Origin of the sequence: Tychonema sp. LEGE 07196, assembly GCF_963890365.1 — a bacterium.
Lineage (GTDB): Bacteria > Cyanobacteriota > Cyanobacteriia > Cyanobacteriales > Microcoleaceae > Microcoleus.
Genome location: NZ_CAWPRX010000189.1, coordinates 20,902 through 40,427, shown reverse-complemented (window position 1 = coordinate 40,427; position 19,526 = coordinate 20,902). Strand labels below are relative to the sequence as shown.

Sequence of the window (19,526 nt, the reverse complement as noted above, 5' to 3'; positions counted from 1 at the left end):
CCTATTCACCTTGAGTTTTGTTTTTAGTCAATCCCAGTTTACTCAACACTGAGAGCCAAACTAACCTGCGATAAGGTAGCAGCCAATAAATTGGCCACAACAACCCACCATGCCGTTGAGCAAATACTTTCCACTCTTGAGCTGGTTGCAGGGTAGTATCTTTGAATGATAAACCTTTCGGTTTACTCATTTTATCCAATCCTTCGCTTAAATTCTCAGCAGCCATTTTGGTAACTTGGGGGTTGAGGGAACAAGTACCTAAATAGCCCGGAGCAATCCAAACTGTACATCCTTTCTGTCTGGCTCGTAAACCATAATCCCAATCACCAATATAATGGACAAAAGCCGGATCGAGGTTGCCGACTATTTGCACAACACTGCGGGGAATTAATACGCAGTTTCCGTGCATAGTATCGCACATTTGAGGATCTTTTGTTGGTTCGAGGATCCCATATCGAAATGGGTGCAAAGGGTTATTTCGCACCACACCGCCGTAGGTTGTTTGACCAGTTTCTGGATCGCAGGTTGAACCGCCAATGATTGCTTTGGTTTCTCCTTTTTCTGATAATTTTTGAGCGGTTTCTAGCAAAAAACTTATTGTTTTTGAATAAATAATAGTGTCATCATTTAACCACAGGTAGTAGTCGGGATCGTGTTTCATTGCTTGGCTGAAAGCCCCGCGCATTCCCCCATTCCAAAATAGGTTCCCATCTCCAGAAAAAATCTTGACTTGAGGATAAGTTTGCTGTACTGCTTCGGCTGTGCCATCAGTGCTGCCGTCATCTACCAGATAAGTATTGAGTGCAATTTCACTTGTTAATATTTGCTTAAAGAGCGACTCTAGAGTGGCCAAAGTCTTTAACTTGCGGTTATGGCAAGTCATCAGGACTGCTATACTCATCTGCTCCATCTATATTTGAATATTTGGCTATTGGTGAAAAATTAGTAGAAAACTGCTCTCTGACCATCGACAATGCCGATCGACTTCGAGTGCTATCCAATTATTAACTTAATCTGTCGCAACTATCAAGATATTTACTCGATCGCTGAGTTTTTGATTTTCCCAGATTTCCCCAGACAATAATTTACTAATAAATTATTGTATAAATCAACACAGTGCCTCTCCGAAAATATACTAATAAATACCTCAAAAATGGCATAATCAATACCAGAGAAGTTCTGCGTTTAATTAGTTTCACTTACTTAGCAGTATATAAAACTTCTTCATACAGTTTTTGGTACTCGCGAGCTTGCACTTCTAAGGTAAACTTTGCTTCAACTTTCTCTCGTGCATTGCGACAAAGCTTTTGGTGTCGCTCTGAATCTTCTAGCACCCAAGCAATCCCTCGCGCTAAATCCTCTGTTTCATAAGGTTTAGCTAAATATCCATTGGAGCAGTGATCTATCAGATCTGGCATTCCCCCGATCTTAAATCCGACGCTGGGGATACCGCAGGCTGCGGCTTCCATCACCGTGTTCGGCAAATTATCATAAATAGAAGGGGCGACGAAGACATCTGCTGCTGCATAAACTATTGCTAAGGAAATATCATCAGCAAATTTACCTAAGTAATGTGCCTTAAAACCTAGTTCAATCGGGTTAGACGGCTCTGAAGAGCCAAAAACTAGCAACTCTATACGATCGCTCCAGCCCGATTTACTGAGGCTTTGCAAAGCCGATACTAGCAGATTAAATCCTTTCCAGCGATCGCCCGTTCCGCTCGCACAGCCAAAAAGTACAATTTGTTTATCTTGAGGTAAATTCAGAATTTCTCGCACCCACTCGCGGTTTATCGGCTTGTACTTTTGAGTATTGATGCCGTAAGGAATTACCTCAACTCGATAATCTTTCAACAAAGAACTAGAACTAGCGCATTTAGCCAACCAAACACTAGGGCTAACTAAAGTTAAGTTAAGATTTTTCCAAGATTTTGCTTTCCGTCGCCACACCCACCGCGACATATCCCAATCTTTGCTGCTGTGCAGTTGCGGACAGCTACCGCAAGATTCAGTATACCGATCGCACTCTTCGCTATAGTGACATCCACCCGTAAAAGGCCACATATCGTGCAGCGTCCAGACTAAGGGTTGATTAAACCTCGGAATACTCTCTACTTGTAAATAACCCCCACAAACCCAGTGTAAATTAATAATATCAGGCTTAATTTTGGAAATTTGGACATCTAGAGAATCTGGCAACCATTCTGTAGAAAAAATAACAGGCCTTCTCTCAGGGTAAAGTCGCAATGGCGAGTTATATAAAGTTGAAATAATCTTGTCCAACTTATTTGTAATAGTATTCTGTGACGAAATTATACTTGAATCGCCGCTTTTCTTATTTTTCACCAGCATTTGCGAAGACACGCCAATCCCCTGCAAACCTTGGTGCAGCCTGTAAGCTGCCCTGGCTGCACCGCCTTCAGTATCAGAACTATTGAGAAGTACAACCTTCATTTCCCCTGCCTCTCCTCTAGATTGATAGCTAATTTTACCTGATTTGTTTCAAAAATTTACTGACTTTTTTTTGAACCTTCCTTACCAATGGCGGATCGTAATCATATAAAGTGTTTTCTGTAAAATTATCTGCTTGTCTATCCCGAATTGCAAAGGGCGGGTGTTTCATTGGAAATGTTATAGCTTCTACAGGCATATTACTGTAAGGACTGTTCACATCCTCCGTATTAGTTCCCTCTACACCATGTCCGATATTAGAAACTAAATTGACATTGGCAAGAATATTCGTACCATTTTGAATAAAGCTAGCAAATGTCCACTGATAAGCCCAACTCTGTAATTTCCCTTCATAACAAAGCTGAAAAATATTTGTCCAGACTTTGACAGAATTAGTGTTTCCCAGTACATCCATCAAAAAATTCCCATCACGAATTTCTGGCCACAGCTTCATATCTAAATCATAATGCTGCCAAGCTCGCCTCCAACTCGCCCAGGTCCAGCAGTGATTGTAGCGAGAAAAGTAGTAACTATAATCAGTTCTTCTCCTGCCAAACTGAACATTTTGACCGGAGATTGACAGAATTCGCTGGTCGTCTCGGTAGCGCTCGAGCAATTCCTCAGCGAAGCGGAAAAATGTAGGATGAGGGAGACAGTCATCCTCAAGAATAATTGCCTCTTCAACCGTATCAAACACCCAATTCATACCGCTAGAAACTCGCAGCCGACAACCGAGATTTACGTCTGCGTAATTCTTCAAAACTTCGCAGTCCCAATCTACTTGGTCAATAATAGCTCTAGCGGCAGCACATTCTCGATCTTCTCCAGGCCTATCTGGACGCGGGCCGTCAGCAACTACTAGCAATTTCGGGGGTTTTGCCTGACGAATTGCCTCAAACACCGTTTGTGTTTCTTGAGGGCGTTTAAAGATAATCAAGACAATTGGGGTTTTTACTTGCCAGTCATACATTTATTTTCCTACTCTTATGTCTTTAATGATTACTTAGGTCTTCTTCATCATCAAGTTTGGAAAACTTGATCTTTGAACGATATATTGGAAACAACATTTTCTTTTGGGAAAAATATCATCGCTTTATGATATTTTTAACCTGAGATAGTCTACTTTTTATGCCGAATTTTCTCTCTTCTAAAGTATCAACAATTATTTTAGAAATATTAGGTTTTGGTATCCCTAGATATCCGGCAGCATATTTCATAAACTCCTCTCCCACTGGCAAAGTCCAAAACAAGGATTTGGGATTAGATACTTGTAGGAAAAGTCTCTTAATTCCCCTAGTTTTTTCTGCGGGCAGATGCCAAACATCAAGCTGAAAATTTGATTTACTTGCCGTGTAAAATTGCGCTGATGTCCATATCCGTTCAAGATAAGGGTTTGCCGTTCCCGGTGCATACCCTTGCTTGTTATAAATATAGGTTAACATCTGCTCCTCTGTATTAAATTTTGATTTGCCTTGTGCAAACCTTTCTAAAGAAATATTCCAAATCAAGTCAATTTCTTCAGATAATTTTTTAATATTCTCTCCGGTTCCTCCAATAAATTCCGCTCCAAAATAAGGAGGAGCCTGCTCACTATTGTACCCTAGTTCAGAGTAAATTTTTTGCATTTCTGCTCTAGTCAAACCATTAATCGCTTGATCTTCTGGGTAAAAGCGCTCGTAAGTAGCTATCCCATTTTTTTTGATTGCTTCTGTCATTCTATCTACCGAATTAACCCACACGCAATCAGAATCTAGGGACATACATATATCGTTCGAGTCCGAGTTGTTTTTGAGGTATTTAACAATATTGAATTTGAAATATGTACTTCTGAAAGCGTGGAAGTATTCTAGCGGATGCTTATAGGTGAAAGGTAAATGAGCCACCTTAACACCGATGTTGGCAAAAAATTCTTCCATGTTGAAGTTGCCTAGATTGGGTAATTTTTCTGCATTGGTACACAAGATATGATTGGCACTAGGATTATTTCTCACACTCGTAGCAAAAAATACTACAACGCACTGCCAGTAAATTGATTGGAACTGGCCTGATGAAGATTTGATATTTAATCCTTGAGGATAAATACTCTCTTCACCTTCTCGATCGCAGCACATTCCAGTGAGTATATACACAGAACCTCTGTTTTTCATTGGATTTTTCCATAAATTTTATATAATGATAACTTCAAACTTGAGTTCCCGGTGGTATTTGGATGTTAAATTTACAAGATTTAACCATACTCCCGACAGTCGGGATTCAAGTGTTATGGCGATATTGTTGAGTGACTGAATCAGACTTGCCACTTCAACCTGACCCATGCCACAGTCTATTTGATGGTTATAGGTCAGTTTTTCTTCACAATCTCAATTAACAACATCAACCATCATTTGAGATTGAAACTTAGACCACTTCAGAACCATCACAGCCGCTATGAATGCCAGTGTATCATTTTTAGTCTGATATGGCAAAAATCTATAGCGATAAGCAGCCATCCTGGAATTGCTTTCTTGGTATAGAACATCTTGGGCAAAGTTCCCCCACCGCTCATCTATCAAATCAATTGTCATGCCAGCATGACCAGAAGGCAGTAGCATATTAGAGCCATGAAGACCAATTACTAAGCGACTTTCTGAATAAATACGGCATATTTCTTTTTCAATTTTTTCATTAAAACTATCGACCCTGTAATCTTCAATCCATTCGGGGAACTTAGTTTTTGTGCCCAGACCAGCCACAGCAAATTTTGCTTCTGGTACTTGCAACCTTATTTTCTCAAAGCACTGCTGAATTTTCATATTTTGCAATTCCAGTGCGATTTCTCCTTGATTCAGCTTTCTCAGACCTCGGCAAAGCAAACGGTTAACTAACAGGCGATCTTCCCGCCAAATAAAAGTAATTTTTATTTCCTCTTTCTCAAAGTTGTGTTTAGGTACTCCACTAAACCGCGTGATGTCAAACCGACTTGGATGAGAATAACCTTCACTGACGTAAATTTCTTCAAAACGTTTAGTTTCTTTCTCCACAAACTCAGCGAAGCTGGGATAGTAATTTTGACCATTTTGTAAAGAAATAGGCACTGTCCAGACTTCAGCAACTCCATCCGGAACCATCCACCTTAAAAACTTAGGAACTATCACCACTAATCCACACTCAGGATTGTCGTCTAAGTGCCTTTGTGCATTTAGCAACTTGAGCAGGGAGTGACCATAAAGATGGTCGATACAGTTTAAAATGATTACTCGCTTGCGCGGCTTAAAAATTTCTTTTGCAATCTCAAGTTTTTCGGAGCGAGGATTTTGGAGAGAGTTGAGTAACGCTTTCCCCAACCAATCCTTTGCGAAAGCATTCTCGGCAAAAACTGCTGCTTTCTTTAAATCGACTTGCAGGGAGTTTATGACTCCATGACCTACTTTCAGCTCGTCGATGATTTCGCTGCCGCATCCGCCGCACTTAGAATCTATAACAATGTGAATTCCCTGCCACAAAAGAGTTTTGGGATTAAGTTCTGTTCCGCAATAGGGGCAATTCGATCGCTGTTGGATGTTGGGTTTAATTTCAATCACTGTATTAATCCTTTGATTCTACGAGCTGCCTCGTATAAGTTGAGAGAGCGCCCGATAAATCTTCCAAAAGGCCGCAATTCCTTAATCAAGAAATTGACTAATATAATCATGTAAAAATAAGTTATTAAAGTAGCCACAGTTGCTCCAAAAGCTCCATACTTAGGAATTAGTAGCAAGTTTAATCCCACATTGAAAAGAGATCCAACCACAGTCAAGTAAAAACTGTAGCGCAACTGACCTTCTATGGTAAAGTAGGTGTTCCGCGCCAACCCAAAGTTACTGCCAAATTGCGCCCAAACATAGAGTGTCAAAACTGCTGCTGATTTCGCATAGTTATCACCGTAAAGCAGATGCACTATTAACGGAGAAAGCAATGAAATCGGGATTGCTACTCCCAACCAAAAAAACATCATGATATCCGAGTAAATTTGAAATTTATTTAGATATTCTTGATAATTATTATGTCTCAAATTCGCTAATTTGGGAAAAATAGAGCTAGATAGTATCATTGGCAAGAAATCGCAGATTTCTGAAATTTTAACAGCCGCAGCATAATACCCCAGTTCAGCATTTTTATTCATAGAACCGAGCATTATCTGATCGGTTTTCGAGTAGACGTAAACTGCCAATCCTGACAAAATTATAGGCCAACTCTCCCAGATCAATTCCTTGCTCCGCTCCCAACTGAATTGCCAATCCTTAATTTTATTGCCAGTAATCTGATAAAAATATACATAAGCCATTCCTACCATTGCCACCTCTATCAATCTAATGCAGGCGAAGGCAAGTAGCGGAGCCTTAAATGTTACCAACCCAATTCTGACAGCGGCGACTAAAAAAGATACCGAATTCTTCGCCAACACTGTATATTTTGACTGGACTTGGGACTGAAACCAAAAATTTATGGCCTCAAAAGAATTAAAAATAGTTCCTGCCGCGATGATGCCCACTAGCCAGCGAGTCAGGCTGTCATTGGGCTTAAGTAGGGAAATCACGGTGACAGTTAACACCAGAGTAATCAGACCACCAATAAATTGCAGTCCGAAGGAAGTTCCGAGGGTCTCATTTTTGCATTCAGGGTTGCGAGCGATATCGCGGATGACGATTCTCCCCAACCCCATGGAGGCCACCGCACTAAACAGAGACACAAAGGCAACAGCGTAGTTGAGCAAGCCAAATTCAGCCGGCCCCAGATACCGAGCTACCCAAAGACCAACCACCAGACCCATAACCATCTGCAAGATTTGGTCTGTGAATAGCCAAGCTATGTTGCTTAGCACCTGGCGCAGACCAGGCCCAAGCTTTTGACTGACCGCAGTTAACTTATCGAGCATCAGAAGATTTTAAGTGTTGATAAAATATAAAGGCGGTTGTGGAAGGCTGGGCTATCCTGCAGAATCAGACTCGTTAGATGATATTATAGCACAGCTTGGCACATCTGCGATACGCGCAAGGAACTTTATTTCATTCGACAGTGCGAGCTACAGAACGCCTTGGAGGGTTGCTGCTACTGTTGGAAGTGTTACTAGCATTATCTAGGGCAAGTCGAACTGTCAACATTACATAACTCAGCCAAGCATTTCCGGTTCCCAAAATATAACTTTCTGTGATGTTGCTCATAATAAGATACACCAGAAAACAAATAGGCATTCCCGCTTCTTCCAGCGTGCTACGACTCAAATAACGGATGGCATAAACCAAATTTAGCAGCAGGGAAATCATCATTAAGATTAATCCCGGCCAACCGAAGGCTAACAATATCCCGATCGGGCCATTGTGAGGATTTTTTGGTTGAAATCCATTAGTAGTATAAATAAAATAAGCAGGAGTAGCGGGACCTAACTTATCTTGTTGAAAAAAGCCATCGTATCCGTAGCCAAACCAGGGGCGCTGATTTGCCGCATCAATTAACTGCGGCCAGAATTCGGTTCGCCCAGTTAAAGTCAAGTCCTTGCCTAACCCGCCTACCACAATATCCTCTAGGTTGTCTAGTACAAAAACCGTCATAATTATGCTGACCACCAGGAAACATATAATCGCAGTAAATGCCCACTGAAAACTTAATCTTTTTAGAAAACTTAGCGAGGAAACAGCAATGATTAATATGATAGTAATAACTAGAGCAGCTCCCGACTTATTAGCTCTCACCAGGTAAAAAGAAAAGAATATCATTGCCAAAGAAATCCAGCGTTCTTTCCGAGTTTTAGCTCCTTGAGAATAATGCAAATACCAAAATGCCGTAGATAAAGCTAGCACTCCACCGAGGGAATTTTTAGATTGCGTCAGACCTACAAAGTCGCCTGCTCCCGGTGGTTTAATTATAAAACTTCCCAAACCCAGTGCCGTGTATCCCCACCGCCAAAAATGAGATAGATCCTCCCATTTATATTGCGCTGCCAAATAGAATCCGAAAGCTGTAAATACTGAAAAAACTAGGCCAGCTCTTAGTGTTTGTTCAGGAAATATAGACCATAATGTAGACATTGATGGCATTAATATATAAGATAGAAAAAAAGGATTCATAATCAATACTTTGGAAAAATAATCAATAAAATTGCTACAAAATATTTTAATCCTAGATAATAAAATAAATAATGCCCACGGGTAAAAAAAATAAGGTATCAAACTTAAAGAACCGCCTTTTGTGTCTTGCAAATTAATAAGATGCAAATAATTAAAGGGAACTTGTATCAAATAGGGAGAGATGAAAATATAAAAAATAGCAAAGGTTTTTTCAAAAACTAAACCTATTTTTTTACGGCTGGCTAATTGAAACAAGAACAACGTCACGATCGCGAATATAGCAATCAAAATTAATGTCAATGAAGAACTTCCTAAGATCAGCCCTTTCAGCATATTCGCTTTAGACACTGGTTGAGTCATAATTGCTTTCCTTTATCAAAAAATAGGTCAAGTTATCTATATCTAAAATATAGCGCTCAACCCGCAACCACGCTAACAAAAAAATTAGTCATAAAGCAAAAATACAGCATCCGCTTTTTGGGCGATCGCTTAAAATAATCAGCTTTTGGCCCAGCACTAAAAAGGCTAAACTTATATAAATCATAGTGAATAAAATTAGATGCCCTATGGTTAACACCCATTTTCCAAGACAGATCGCCCCGTCGGTTGTGGGTTTGGTCTTGTTTGCTTCCACAGTCATCGCTGACCCCAGAAGCACCCCGGCACAAGTGCCCATCCCGCTAGGCGCTGACCAAGCCCCGACCGTTGCGCCCATCAGGAGAAACCCCGAAAGCTATAAACTCGGTGGTGGCGATCGCATCCAAGTAGAAATACTCGAAGTACCCGAACTCAGCCGTGGCTACGAAGTTCTTTCCGACGGTTCAGTCAACCTGCCCCTGATCGGCTTGGTCTCCATCCGCGGCCGCACCTTAGTAGAAGCCACCAACATCATCCGCAACGCCTACCGCCGCGTCCTCAAAGATCCCATAGTCACAGTCAGCCTCGTCGCCGCCCGCCCCCTCAACGTCGGTGTCATCGGAGAAGTCACCCGGCCCGGAAACTTCACCATTACCCTAACTCCTGGCCCGGGAGCCTCGCCGAGTGTCCAGTACCCTACCGTCACCCAAGCGATCAGACTCGCAGAAGGCGTTACGGGTGTCGCCGACATCCGCAACATCCGCGTCCGCCGTCCCCAACGAGACGGCCCCGATCAAGTGATCAACGTCAACCTGTGGAAATTCTTGCAAGAAGGAGACATCTCTCAAGACATCATTTTGCAAGACAGAGACACAATCGTGATTCCCACAGTCGCCAATTTCAACCAAGCAGAAGCTCGTCAATTTGCGATCGCCAACTTTTCGCCGCCGCCAGAAAAACCTCGATCGATCTCCATCGTTGGCCAAGTCACCAGGCCGGGGGCTTACGTCGTCATCGGCGGCAACACCACAAACGACCTCAGCCGCGAAGGTTTTCCCACCGTCATCCGGGCGATTCAGCTAGCCGGCGGCATCACCTCCGATGCCGACATCCGGCAAATCCAAGTGCGGCGCGTCACCAGAAGAGGCGAACAAATTATCCCAGTCAACCTGTGGCAGTTCCTAGAGTCCGGCGACGGCACCCAAGATACAATCCTCCAGGAGGGAGACACGATCATCGTGCCCAAAGCTACGATCGTCAACCCTGCAGAAGCTGGTGTGCTCGCTAGCACTAACTTTGCCCCCGTGGGCATTAACGTTTTTGTAGTAGGAGAACTCAGAACATCCCTCGATCCCTTGAGGCTCCCAGCTAATGCCACGCTGAATCAAGCTTTAATTTCCAGAGGATTTTTTGGCTACGAGAATACCAGAGCTAGAAGGGATAAAGTTGAGCTAGTCCGCCTCAATCAGGACGGTACAGCTACTAAACGGACGATCGAAGTCAATTTAACTCAAGGAATTAACGAAGAAACCAATCCTCAACTTCGTAACAACGACATGATTATCGTATCTCGCAAGGGTCTCGTCAATTTTGTCGATCGCATGAACGCTGTAATCGGGCCTGTCGGGCCAGCTACGGGGGTGTTAAATTTTATAAACGTTCTCCGATTTTTATTCAGGTAAGAATGCGGCCGGCGGGTGAGGGGGATAATTCCTGGCAAAGGCTAGAATAAACTAAACAATAAGATTACCCAGCCGCGACCTGGTAGCTTCAAAAATATCAACCTCAAAAATATCAACCTCAAAAATACCCAGGCTGAATATGGATAACAGACAAGATTACCAACCCTTCACGCCCAAATCTAATGGCAAACTGCCTGACTTTTCGGCTCAGAACTACAGAGATACCTTCGTTCAGGAAACAGAGGAAGAAAAGCTAGACTTGTCCTGGCTTGGAGGAGTCCTGCGCCGCCGCTTCCTGGTGATGGCGGCAGCCACCATTGCTTTGAGTACCATCGCAGGAATAGCAATCGTTGTCACTTCTAAAAGCACAAAGATAGACTATGAAGGTTCTTTTTCCCTGTTAGTAGAACCAGCCACAGTTGAAGGTTTACAATCCAAACAATTAAACAATACTCTCGGTGCAGACTTGGCAAGAATTAATATAGAAGGAATTAGCTTATTAGACTACGAAACCCAAATTAGGATTTTACGCAGTCCCAAAATGATGGAGCCTGTGGTGAAGGAGTTGCGAACTTGGTATCCCAAAATGACCTACACCGAATTGACATTAAAAATGTCGATAGACCGTGTAAGCTACACGAAAGATGGCAAACAGCAAGGTACAAAGATTTTAAGAATTCGCTATAAAGATTCAGAGCCAAAGAAAATTTATGCCGTCTTGGATAAAATTTCTAAAGCTTATCTAGAATATAGCTTGCAGCAGCGTCTGACGGGTATCAATCAAGGCATTAAATTTATAGATATGGAGATGCCCAAGCTCCGAGAAAGAGTAGAAGTTCTGCAACTGCAAGTCCAAAGACTGAGGCAGCAAAGTAACTTGTTTGACCCCCAACTAGAGGGAAGATCTCTGTCAGAACAAGTTCAAAGCATTAGGGGCCAGCAAGTAGGACTCCGAGTAGAGCTAAAAGGGCTGCGTAACCTTTACCAAAGCTACGAACAATTACTTAAAGAAAATAATCCCCAGGGGTTGCTGGTGACCCAAGGACAAGCTTACGCTGGACTGTTAGGTCAAATTCAGAAGGTTGACTCAGATTTGTCATACAAATTAGCTCAGTACAGAGAAGATAGTTTGCCAGTTTTAGCACTGCGTAAAAGTCGGGAACAACTGATTTTAACCGCGAATCAACAAGCAAGACAAGTGGTGATGGGAAATTTAGAGACCCAAATCAAAGCATTTGAAGCGCGCGATCGCGAAATGACTGCTTTGCAAAAGGATCTCAACCAAAAAATTTCTAATTTTTCAGTGACAACGCGGCAATACGACAATTTACAGCGGGAACTGCAAGTAGTTACTAAGAGTTTTTCAGACTTTTTGGCAAAACGAGAAGCTTTGCGGATTGATGCAGCTCAGCAGCAAATACCTTGGGTACTGATCAATCCTCCAGAAATTCCGCTAGACAAATTTGGCAAGTTTGTCACGGCTACCGTCAAACAGACCAAAAAACAGTTAGCGCTGGCGGTAATTTTAAGCAGCCTGCTGGGCATAGCAGTAGGCTTGCTAGTAGAGGTGCTAAATAATGTTTTCCACACTCCAGAATCGCTGAGAACAGCCACAAGATTGCCAGTGCTAGGGGTGATTCCGTTTACCAAAAAAGTTAAGCGGCGACAAACGGCTAGACCTAGGAAACTCACATCGGCTCGATCGCACTCGAAGTCAAAAGTCGAAGTTGTTCAACCTGTCGAAGTCACACCGACTGCTGCGATGCTGGGAGCCAAAAGCATTTTTAGCGAATTCGACTATCAATTTTTAGAAGCATTTCGATCGCTCTACACGAACATTCACTTGCTCAGTGCAGGTAGGACGTTTCGATCGCTCTTAGTCGCCTCAGCAGCAGCCGGAGACGGCAAATCTACAGTAGCTTTGCACCTGGCCGCTATAGCAGCAGCAGTCGGACAGCGAGTATTGTTAGTAGATGCAGATTTGCGCTGCCCGCAAATGCACGCTAGGCTGGGACTGCCAAACCTGCGCGGCCTCGGCGATGCCATCTCCACAGATATTAGCCTCAACGACGCGATTGTGCGAGCTCCCAACCAAGAAAATTTGTTCGTACTCACAGCAGGTCAAATTCCCTCCGATCCGATCAAGCTGCTTTCTTCCAAAAAAATGCAGTATCTGATGGAGCAATTTCAAGCATTTTTTGACTTAGTGATTTATGACAGCCCGCCACTATCAGGCTTAGCAGACGCCCACTTGATCGCGGCTCACACCGACGCTACGATTATGGTCGTGCAAATGGCCAAAACAGACCGATCGCAAGTTAGCAAAGTTTTAGAAGAATTAAAATTTTCTGGAGCTTCTGTCTTGGGAGTGGTGGCTAACGGCTGCAAAGACTCGAATCACAGCTACCGACAGCGCCCGGTGGGTATAGAGACGATCTACGATCAAAAGCTCTCGACTTTAGGTACACAAAATCAAAATTAGACAAATTTTGATCCTGGTGGTGGCGGCGCGCCGCCGTCCCTCGGTCGGAAACGCACAACCAAGCAGCACCTTGATTTTTTCACAAAGGTACTATTTGAGAAAGAAAATGATAGACTAACGGACATAGCCTCGCGTGTCAACCGAGATTGCGCGGATATTTGAGATTTCGCGATGATTCTTGAGAAAATGATTGGGAAATCAGCAAACGTGGGTAAACTACATCTAGCAGAGCGCAATCTCGATCGGCAACAGACACCTTTGAAGGCGAACGTTAATGCAAACGTTAATGTGAACGTTTCAACCCAGAAACTTGGTAGGGATTTTTCTATGAGTACAGTTATGGTTGTTGATGATAGCGTCACTCTGCGGGAGATGATCGCCGACTTGCTCAAAGGTAGGGGACTCAACGTCACAGTAGCTAGTGATGGCGTAGAAGCTCTAGAGCAAATCAAAGCCAACCGCCCAGATTTAGTTGTTCTGGATATCGTGATGCCCCGGATGAACGGCTACGAAGTCTGTCGCCGGCTCAAAAGCGACCCCAAAACTCAGAATTTGCCTGTGGTAATGTGTTCGAGCAAAAGCGAAGAGTTCGATCGCTACTGGGGAATGAAACAAGGAGCAGACGCTTACATTGCCAAACCATTTCACCCTCAAGAATTGGTGGGAACTATCAAGCAACTGCTGCGTGGTTGAAGTTGAGGAATAGGGACAGAAAAAAAAGTTTTGAGTGCTGCCGATTTCTGATCCCGCAGCCTCTCTAAACTACTCGATTGACAATAGTCCAAACATCCCCGTCCGATCGCACGTAGGGAACAGAAATACTTTTAAAACCCGTAATAAAAGGTTTGTAATAAACCTGCCAGTAACTGGGACTAATTTGGTCGGCGATGGCTTTAAGTTCTTTCACTTCAGCAGCCAGTTCCCCCGCCAGTTGGTTAATCCGTTCCGCGTGTCCGCGAGCGAGTTCTCTTCCCTCTTCAACTTGCTGCTCCATCGGACTGATTCTTTGCAAGTTTACCGACTGCTGCTGTTTTTGATTCAGTTGAGCAGACAAAGCTGCGATCGCGTCATCTATCCCTTTGACTTCTGCCGAGACTTCTGCTGTTTCCCTCGCGTGACGGCGGTAAGCATCGGCGATGGCTTGAGGCGAATCACCTGCGGGGACAGCAGCGCCAATGCTGAGCTGCTGGCGTTCCCGGCGCAAAGCTTCGATTTGAGAGCAAATTGCCTCTATGTCTGTCTGAAGTTTGTCCACTTAATTACCGCGTGGTTTTTGGATATTTTAGCATATTAACACAAATTAATCAGTCGATCGCCATTTTATGACAGGTTCGTAGTTAGGACTTTAGTTTTTTCCGAATGCGGACAGTCGTCCTCACTACAAACCAACTTTATGACAGGTTCGTAGTGAGAATTTTAGTTTTTTCCGAATGCGGACAGTCGTCCTCACTAGGAACATAATTACTAATAATTAATTGGGTTATTTTAATTGGCGATCGCTTGCAGCTTCAAACTGACGATCGTCTCCACCAAGACATCGGGTTGCCGGTTTAGCCAGATGCCGATCGAAACCAGCTTTCAAAGCCATCGCGCGGTCTTCCTCCCTAGCATAAGCCGTCAGGGCGATCGCCCGCAATTTCCCTCCTTTTCCCCCAGTCAAACAGCGCAGCTTTTTCAGCAGCCAATAGCCGTCTTCCTCCGACATTCCAATATCGCTCACCACAACATCCGGCACAAACTCAGCAACAGTCTCCAACGCCTCTGCTGCTGAGGATGCAGCCCTGACAGCCCCCGGAATCTGCCAAGACAAACGTCATAAATTCCCGCGAATCAACCTCGTCATCAACCACCAAAACCTTAACTCCCCGTAAATTACCAGCGCCCGCAAACACCTGCGCTTCCTCGCAGGCGATCGAATTTATTTGAATCCAAAGAAGGCCCAAAGCAAAAGTCGAGCCGAGATCCAGTCCCGGACTCTGGGCCCAAACCCTACCGCCGTGCAGTTCCACCAACTGCCGCACAATTGATATCCCCGGCCCCAAACCACTATAATTGCGAGTAATCGTAGCATCGGCTTGCCGGAAAAACTCAAACACCTAGGACAGAAAATTTGCAGCAATCCCAATTCCCCTATCCGTAACAGCCAGCTCAACTTCCCAATCAAGTCGCTTGATTCACGGCGCTGCAAGTAAATCTAAAATCGCCGCGCAAAAAAAGGAGTTTTTATCTATTGATTTAAGTTAAATTTTGTGGTATATTTTAAATAATGGGAGTGGAAAGTTTAATTTTAAAATTCCCACCACTTCCATTACCTAAAATATACTTTATAAATTCAACTCTGTCAAGCTTTTTACTCAAAAAAAAGGCGATTTTTTAAATTTTTTATTCAGAAAATATTGTTTAAAAGGGAAGAAATTGGTAGGAAGCGAACCGCAAATAAACGGAGATTTACGCGGATAATTTTTAGGGGTAGTTGTCGGGTGCGTCGCTACCCTAAAAGTCGATTTTTTTTAAGGATTTTTAATGACGGCGCACCCTAGGATTACTGCTGCATGACTTTTGATAAATGGTATAGCATCAAATCCGCTGGTATCGGAATTATAGTCTGGGAAGAAGACGATCGCACTGCACGGAGAAAATGATGATTTTGAGTGCAGTGTCCGAACAAGATAATTAGGCAATAACAGCGGCTTTCATTGTCAAAATGCGATCGATCGCATCCTCAACTACTTTATCTGGAGTCGAAGCGCCAGAAGTAACGCCCACCACAATATTACCATCAGGCAGCCAATTTTGGGTGACAATCAAATCTCCCCCTAAAGGCTTGTGTTCGATGCGATTTCCCGGTAAGATGCGCTCAGCAGAATCAATGTGATAAGAAGGAAGAGTTTTGTCGATCGCAATTTCCTGCAAGTGAGTAGTATTAGAAGAATTAAAACCGCCAATCACCAGCATCAAATCCAACTTTTCCTCAACCAAACTCAACATAGCATCCTGCCGTTCCTGAGTTGCATCGCAGATAGTATTAAAACTCAGAAAATGTTCATTAAGATTGGACGGCCCAAACTTCCGCAGCATCGTCTTTTCAAACAACTTACCAATATTCTCAGTTTCAGTTTTGAGCATAGTAGTTTGATTTGCAACTCCTACCCTCTCCAAATCTACATCCGGGTCAAAACCAGCAGAATAAGCCTTGCTAAACTTAGCCAAAAACTCAGCGCGATCGCCCCCGTGCAAGATATAATTGCTGACATATTCAGCTTCTGCCCAGTTCAAAACAATCAAATACTTATTAGCAAAAGAACTGGTAGCAACAGTTTCTTCGTGCTTGTACTGACCGTGAATAATCGAAGTATAATCTTTCTTCTTGTGCTTCTCAACAGTATTCCAAACCTTAGAAACCCAAGGACAAGTAGTATCAACAATCTTGCAGCCCTTATCATTAAGCAACTGCATTTCTTGGACGCTAGCCCCAAAAGCCGGTAAAATTACCACATCGCCACTACTGACAACCGAAAAATCTTTCTGTCCTTTTTCAACAGCAATAAAACCAACCTCCATATCGCGCAAATGCTGATTGACAGAAGGATTGTGAATAATCTCATTAGTAATCCAAATCCGTTGGGTGGGGAAATGCTGGCGAGCCTCATAAGCAATAGCCACAGCGCGTTCCACGCCCCAGCAAAAGCCAAAAGCCTCAGCCAGCCGGATGGTGACGCCACCGCGCTCAAGCCTGTAATTGTTGTCGCGAATTTGCTGGATCAGACTGCTTTGATAAGCAGTCTGCATCACGTCAGCCACCTCAGCTTCGTGTCCAAAACCCTTGCGGTGGTAGTTTTCAGACTGTTGGAGCGATCGTTTAAAAGCTTTAGTATCCATGCGGTATTGAGTTCAAATCTAGGTGAATTACCTTTGATTTTAGAAGGCCTGGGGGGCGATCGGGATTATTTGTTTCAGTAGGGAGGGATGAGATATGCTATTTGTGCGATCGACACAGTGAGAGGGAAGAGGGAATGAACCGCGAAGACGCGAAGGACACGAAGGAAGAAGAAAGAAGAATGAGAGAATTGGGCGAACAGGTAGAACAGTTGGCTTATAGAGCGATTGGGGCCGCGATCGAGGTGCATCGGCTGTTGGGCCCAGGATTTTTAGAATCAGTGTATCAGGAATCCTTAGAAGTTGAATTTGGGATACGGGGGATACTTTGTGAGCCTAAAAAGCCAGTAGCAATCACCTACAAAAGTCATCAAGTCGGCGAAGGTCAATTAGACTTTCTGGTTGGCGATATCCTGATTGTCGAACTAAAAGCTGTCGAAAAGCTAGCTCCCATCCACGAAGCCCAAGTTATCTCCTATCTCAAAATGACAAAAAAAACCCTAGGCCTTCTCATCAACTTCAACGTTCCCATCCTCAAAGAAGGCATCAAACGAATAATTCTCTCATCTTAACCCTTCTTCCTCCTCTTCCTTCGCGCTCTTTGCGCCTTCGCGGTTCGTTAAAAAAAGCGTAGAAACGCAGATAACTGCATCTCTACACGATCGCACTTACCCTAAAAAATCAGCCTCCCACCTTCTTCGGCGCAAAAGGAGAACCAGATTCAAAGGAACTGAAACCGCCGGCAAAATCCTCACCGTAAGCTTCTTCCCCGTGTTGGCCGATATCCAAGCCTTGGTCTTCAGCAGATGACGGTACTCGCAGTTCCATAAACTGCCCCAAAATTTTCAAAATCACAAAAGTGCCGACAGCCGCAAACACGTAAGTAGCGAGAACACCTATAAACTGGGTCACGACTTGCCCCGGATTTCCAGCAAACAGCCCGTCATTTCCGGCAGCGTTAACGGCTTTAGTCGCAAATACGCCAGTCAGCAACGCCCCTACAGTCCCGCCGAGGCCGTGAATCGGGTAGGTATCTAAAGTGTCGTCAAATCCCAGCTTAGCGCGCCAGCTAACGGCAAAGAAGCAACAAACCGAAGTGATCGATCCGATTAAAAGCGCCCCCACTGGCAGCACGAATCCAGCCGCGGGTGTGATTCCTACCAATCCCGCTAGGAAACCGCTAGCAATTCCGACTGCTGTCGGTTTGCCTCTGAACACCCATTCGATGATTGTCCAAGTTAGGCCGCCGCCTGCAGTAGCAATCATTGTGGTGACAAAAGCTACTGTGGCTAAGGAACCGGACGCCAAAGCGCTACCGCCGTTGAAGCCAAACCAGCCGAACCACAGCAGTCCAATTCCTAGCAAGACGTAGGGTACGTTGTGGGGGGTGTGGGGCTTGTTCAAGTGGTCTTTGCGGGGCCCGATTACCCAAGCTGCGACTACGGCTGATACGCCGGAACTGATGTGGACGACTGTACCGCCGGCAAAGTCTAGAGCTCCGATCGCCCCCAGCCAGCCTCTACCCCAAACCCAGTGCGCTAAAGGTGAGTAGATGAAGGTTGACCACAGCAGCACGAACCAGAAGTAGGTTTTGAATGTTACTCGTTCGACGATCGCCCCGGAAATCAAGGCGGGAGTGATGATGGCGAACATCATCTGGTAAACCATGAATACTTGGTGGGGTATTGTCGGTGCGTAGCCGATCGGATCTGGTTTGTCTGCGACGACGTTGTTTAAGAACATCCAGTCCAGGCCGCCAATGAAGCTTTCGATCCCTTTAGCAAAGCCTTGGGAGGCTGGAGTGGAAACGTCAAAGGCCAAACTGTAGCCCCACAGCGTCCATGTGACTCCGATCAGTCCCATCATGACTAAGCTCATCATCATGGTGTTGAGGACGTTGCGCGATCGCACCAGTCCTCCGTAGAAAAACGCTAGTCCTGGTGTCATTAACAACACCAGTGCTGATGACACTAACATCCATGCCGTATCGCCGGTGTCGATCGGATTCGCCACCACCGCAGCCGCCGCAGGAGCAGCAGCAGGAGCATCTTGAGCTAAGGCATTGTCCATCAGCGGCCCGCTTAACAGCCACAGTGCGAGGATGCCGATCGTGAAACTTCTTTTGAACACGTTATTTTTACCTTCTAATACTCAGCATTTTTTAGGGAAGACGGAGCCGATTTTAGATGCGAGGATTTTAGATGCAATAGTTATTTGGTTTTAAGTCCCTGTTTGAGCGGAACCAATCTTCAATAGATAATTCCCTAGTCCTCAACCGCCCGACTTCACACAACTGGATCGATCTAAATTGGTCAACTATCAATCTAATAGCCTATGCCTTTTGGATTGCACCATTTGTAGAAACTATTATTCTGTATCAACGTATACTAGACATTTCAAAAATTGGATTTCTTAAATATATTTCCCGGTATTTGACATAACCCGTGGAAGCGGAAACGGGACAGGGGAAGAAAGCTATAAAGGCTTCCTTCGGCTACGATGCTCAGGACAAATCGCGATCGGATAAAGAGGGGAAGAGTTCGGGAGAATATGAATTGATCCTCGATCTTTCTCACTGCTGACTAGGAGTGACGAC

17 protein-coding genes are annotated in these 19,526 nt (G+C 44.2%); 5 read left to right on the top strand and 12 right to left on the bottom strand.

What is annotated here, in order from left to right:
- Position 1: 1 nt before the first annotated feature.
- The 7 genes from AACV78_RS22505 to AACV78_RS22475 all read right to left on the bottom strand — a co-directional run bounded on the left by AACV78_RS22505 (position 2) and on the right by AACV78_RS22475 (position 8,788).
- Positions 2-910, bottom strand: coding sequence for a glycosyltransferase family 2 protein (locus tag AACV78_RS22505; protein ID WP_194009479.1), 909 nt, complete (start codon positions 908-910; stop codon positions 2-4).
- A gap of 289 nt (positions 911-1,199) precedes the next feature.
- Positions 1,200-2,453, bottom strand: coding sequence for a glycosyltransferase family 4 protein (locus AACV78_RS22500; protein WP_194009480.1), 1,254 nt, complete (start codon positions 2,451-2,453; stop codon positions 1,200-1,202).
- A gap of 34 nt (positions 2,454-2,487) precedes the next feature.
- A complete protein-coding gene (locus AACV78_RS22495; RefSeq protein WP_194009481.1) occupies positions 2,488-3,420 on the bottom strand; it encodes a glycosyltransferase family 2 protein in 933 nt (310 codons plus the stop codon).
- 115 nt (positions 3,421-3,535) lie between these two features.
- Complete coding sequence (locus AACV78_RS22490; RefSeq protein ID WP_194009482.1) at positions 3,536-4,597, bottom strand: hypothetical protein; 1,062 nt, start codon at positions 4,595-4,597, stop codon at positions 3,536-3,538.
- Positions 4,598-4,810: 213 nt separating this feature from the next.
- Positions 4,811-6,010 (bottom strand): hypothetical protein, encoded by a 1,200-nt coding sequence (locus tag AACV78_RS22485; protein WP_194009483.1) that lies wholly within the window; start codon positions 6,008-6,010, stop codon positions 4,811-4,813.
- Positions 6,007-7,344 carry a flippase gene (locus AACV78_RS22480; protein WP_194009484.1) on the bottom strand — a complete coding sequence of 446 codons (1,338 nt, stop codon included), beginning with the start codon at positions 7,342-7,344 and terminating at the stop codon, positions 6,007-6,009. The genes AACV78_RS22485 and AACV78_RS22480 overlap by 4 nt, the downstream gene beginning before the upstream one ends.
- Positions 7,345-7,474: 130 nt before the next feature.
- Entirely contained in the window at positions 7,475-8,788 is a 1,314-nt protein-coding gene (locus tag AACV78_RS22475) for an O-antigen ligase family protein (protein WP_228042401.1), read from the bottom strand.
- A gap of 311 nt (positions 8,789-9,099) precedes the next feature.
- Between AACV78_RS22475 and AACV78_RS22470 the strand changes: the two genes are divergently transcribed.
- The 3 genes from AACV78_RS22470 to AACV78_RS22460 all read left to right on the top strand — a co-directional run bounded on the left by AACV78_RS22470 (position 9,100) and on the right by AACV78_RS22460 (position 13,747).
- The gene (locus AACV78_RS22470) at positions 9,100-10,572 is read left to right on the top strand and encodes a polysaccharide biosynthesis/export family protein (RefSeq protein ID WP_194009486.1); all 1,473 of its coding nucleotides are present in this window, start codon (positions 9,100-9,102) and stop codon (positions 10,570-10,572) included.
- Positions 10,573-10,711: 139 nt separating this feature from the next.
- Positions 10,712-13,054 (top strand): GumC family protein, encoded by a 2,343-nt coding sequence (locus tag AACV78_RS22465; RefSeq protein ID WP_194009487.1) that lies wholly within the window; start codon positions 10,712-10,714, stop codon positions 13,052-13,054.
- Between the two features lie 327 nt (positions 13,055-13,381).
- The gene (locus tag AACV78_RS22460; RefSeq protein ID WP_039886668.1) at positions 13,382-13,747 is read left to right on the top strand and encodes a response regulator transcription factor; all 366 of its coding nucleotides are present in this window, start codon (positions 13,382-13,384) and stop codon (positions 13,745-13,747) included.
- 64 nt (positions 13,748-13,811) lie between these two features.
- On the opposite strand, the gene AACV78_RS22455 is transcribed toward AACV78_RS22460, so the two are convergent.
- The 4 genes from AACV78_RS22455 to AACV78_RS22440 form a co-directional block, all read right to left on the bottom strand.
- Positions 13,812-14,309: a hypothetical protein gene (locus tag AACV78_RS22455; protein ID WP_194009488.1), complete on the bottom strand. Its 498-nt coding sequence runs from the start codon at positions 14,307-14,309 to the stop codon at positions 13,812-13,814.
- 225 nt (positions 14,310-14,534) lie between these two features.
- Positions 14,535-14,810, bottom strand: a complete 276-nt coding sequence (locus AACV78_RS22450) for a response regulator (protein ID WP_255512939.1) — start codon at positions 14,808-14,810, stop codon at positions 14,535-14,537.
- A complete protein-coding gene (locus tag AACV78_RS22445) occupies positions 14,794-15,150 on the bottom strand; it encodes an ATP-binding protein (RefSeq protein WP_339383766.1) in 357 nt (118 codons plus the stop codon). The genes AACV78_RS22450 and AACV78_RS22445 overlap by 17 nt, the downstream gene beginning before the upstream one ends.
- Positions 15,151-15,727: 577 nt before the next feature.
- On the bottom strand, positions 15,728-16,933 hold the full coding sequence (locus tag AACV78_RS22440) for a 4-hydroxy-3-methylbut-2-enyl diphosphate reductase (RefSeq protein WP_194009489.1): 1,206 nt from the start codon (positions 16,931-16,933) through the stop codon (positions 15,728-15,730).
- 134 nt (positions 16,934-17,067) lie between these two features.
- On the opposite strand from AACV78_RS22440, the gene AACV78_RS22435 reads away from it, so the two are divergent.
- Positions 17,068-17,502, top strand: a complete 435-nt coding sequence (locus AACV78_RS22435) for a GxxExxY protein (protein WP_194009490.1) — start codon at positions 17,068-17,070, stop codon at positions 17,500-17,502.
- 109 nt (positions 17,503-17,611) lie between these two features.
- Here the strand turns inward: AACV78_RS22435 and AACV78_RS22430 are convergent, their stop codons facing one another.
- A complete protein-coding gene (locus tag AACV78_RS22430) occupies positions 17,612-19,060 on the bottom strand; it encodes an ammonium transporter (protein ID WP_333192434.1) in 1,449 nt (482 codons plus the stop codon).
- 314 nt (positions 19,061-19,374) lie between these two features.
- On the opposite strand from AACV78_RS22430, the gene AACV78_RS22425 reads away from it, so the two are divergent.
- Positions 19,375-19,512, top strand: a complete 138-nt coding sequence (locus AACV78_RS22425; protein WP_194009491.1) for a hypothetical protein — start codon at positions 19,375-19,377, stop codon at positions 19,510-19,512.
- Positions 19,513-19,526 lie beyond the last annotated feature (14 nt).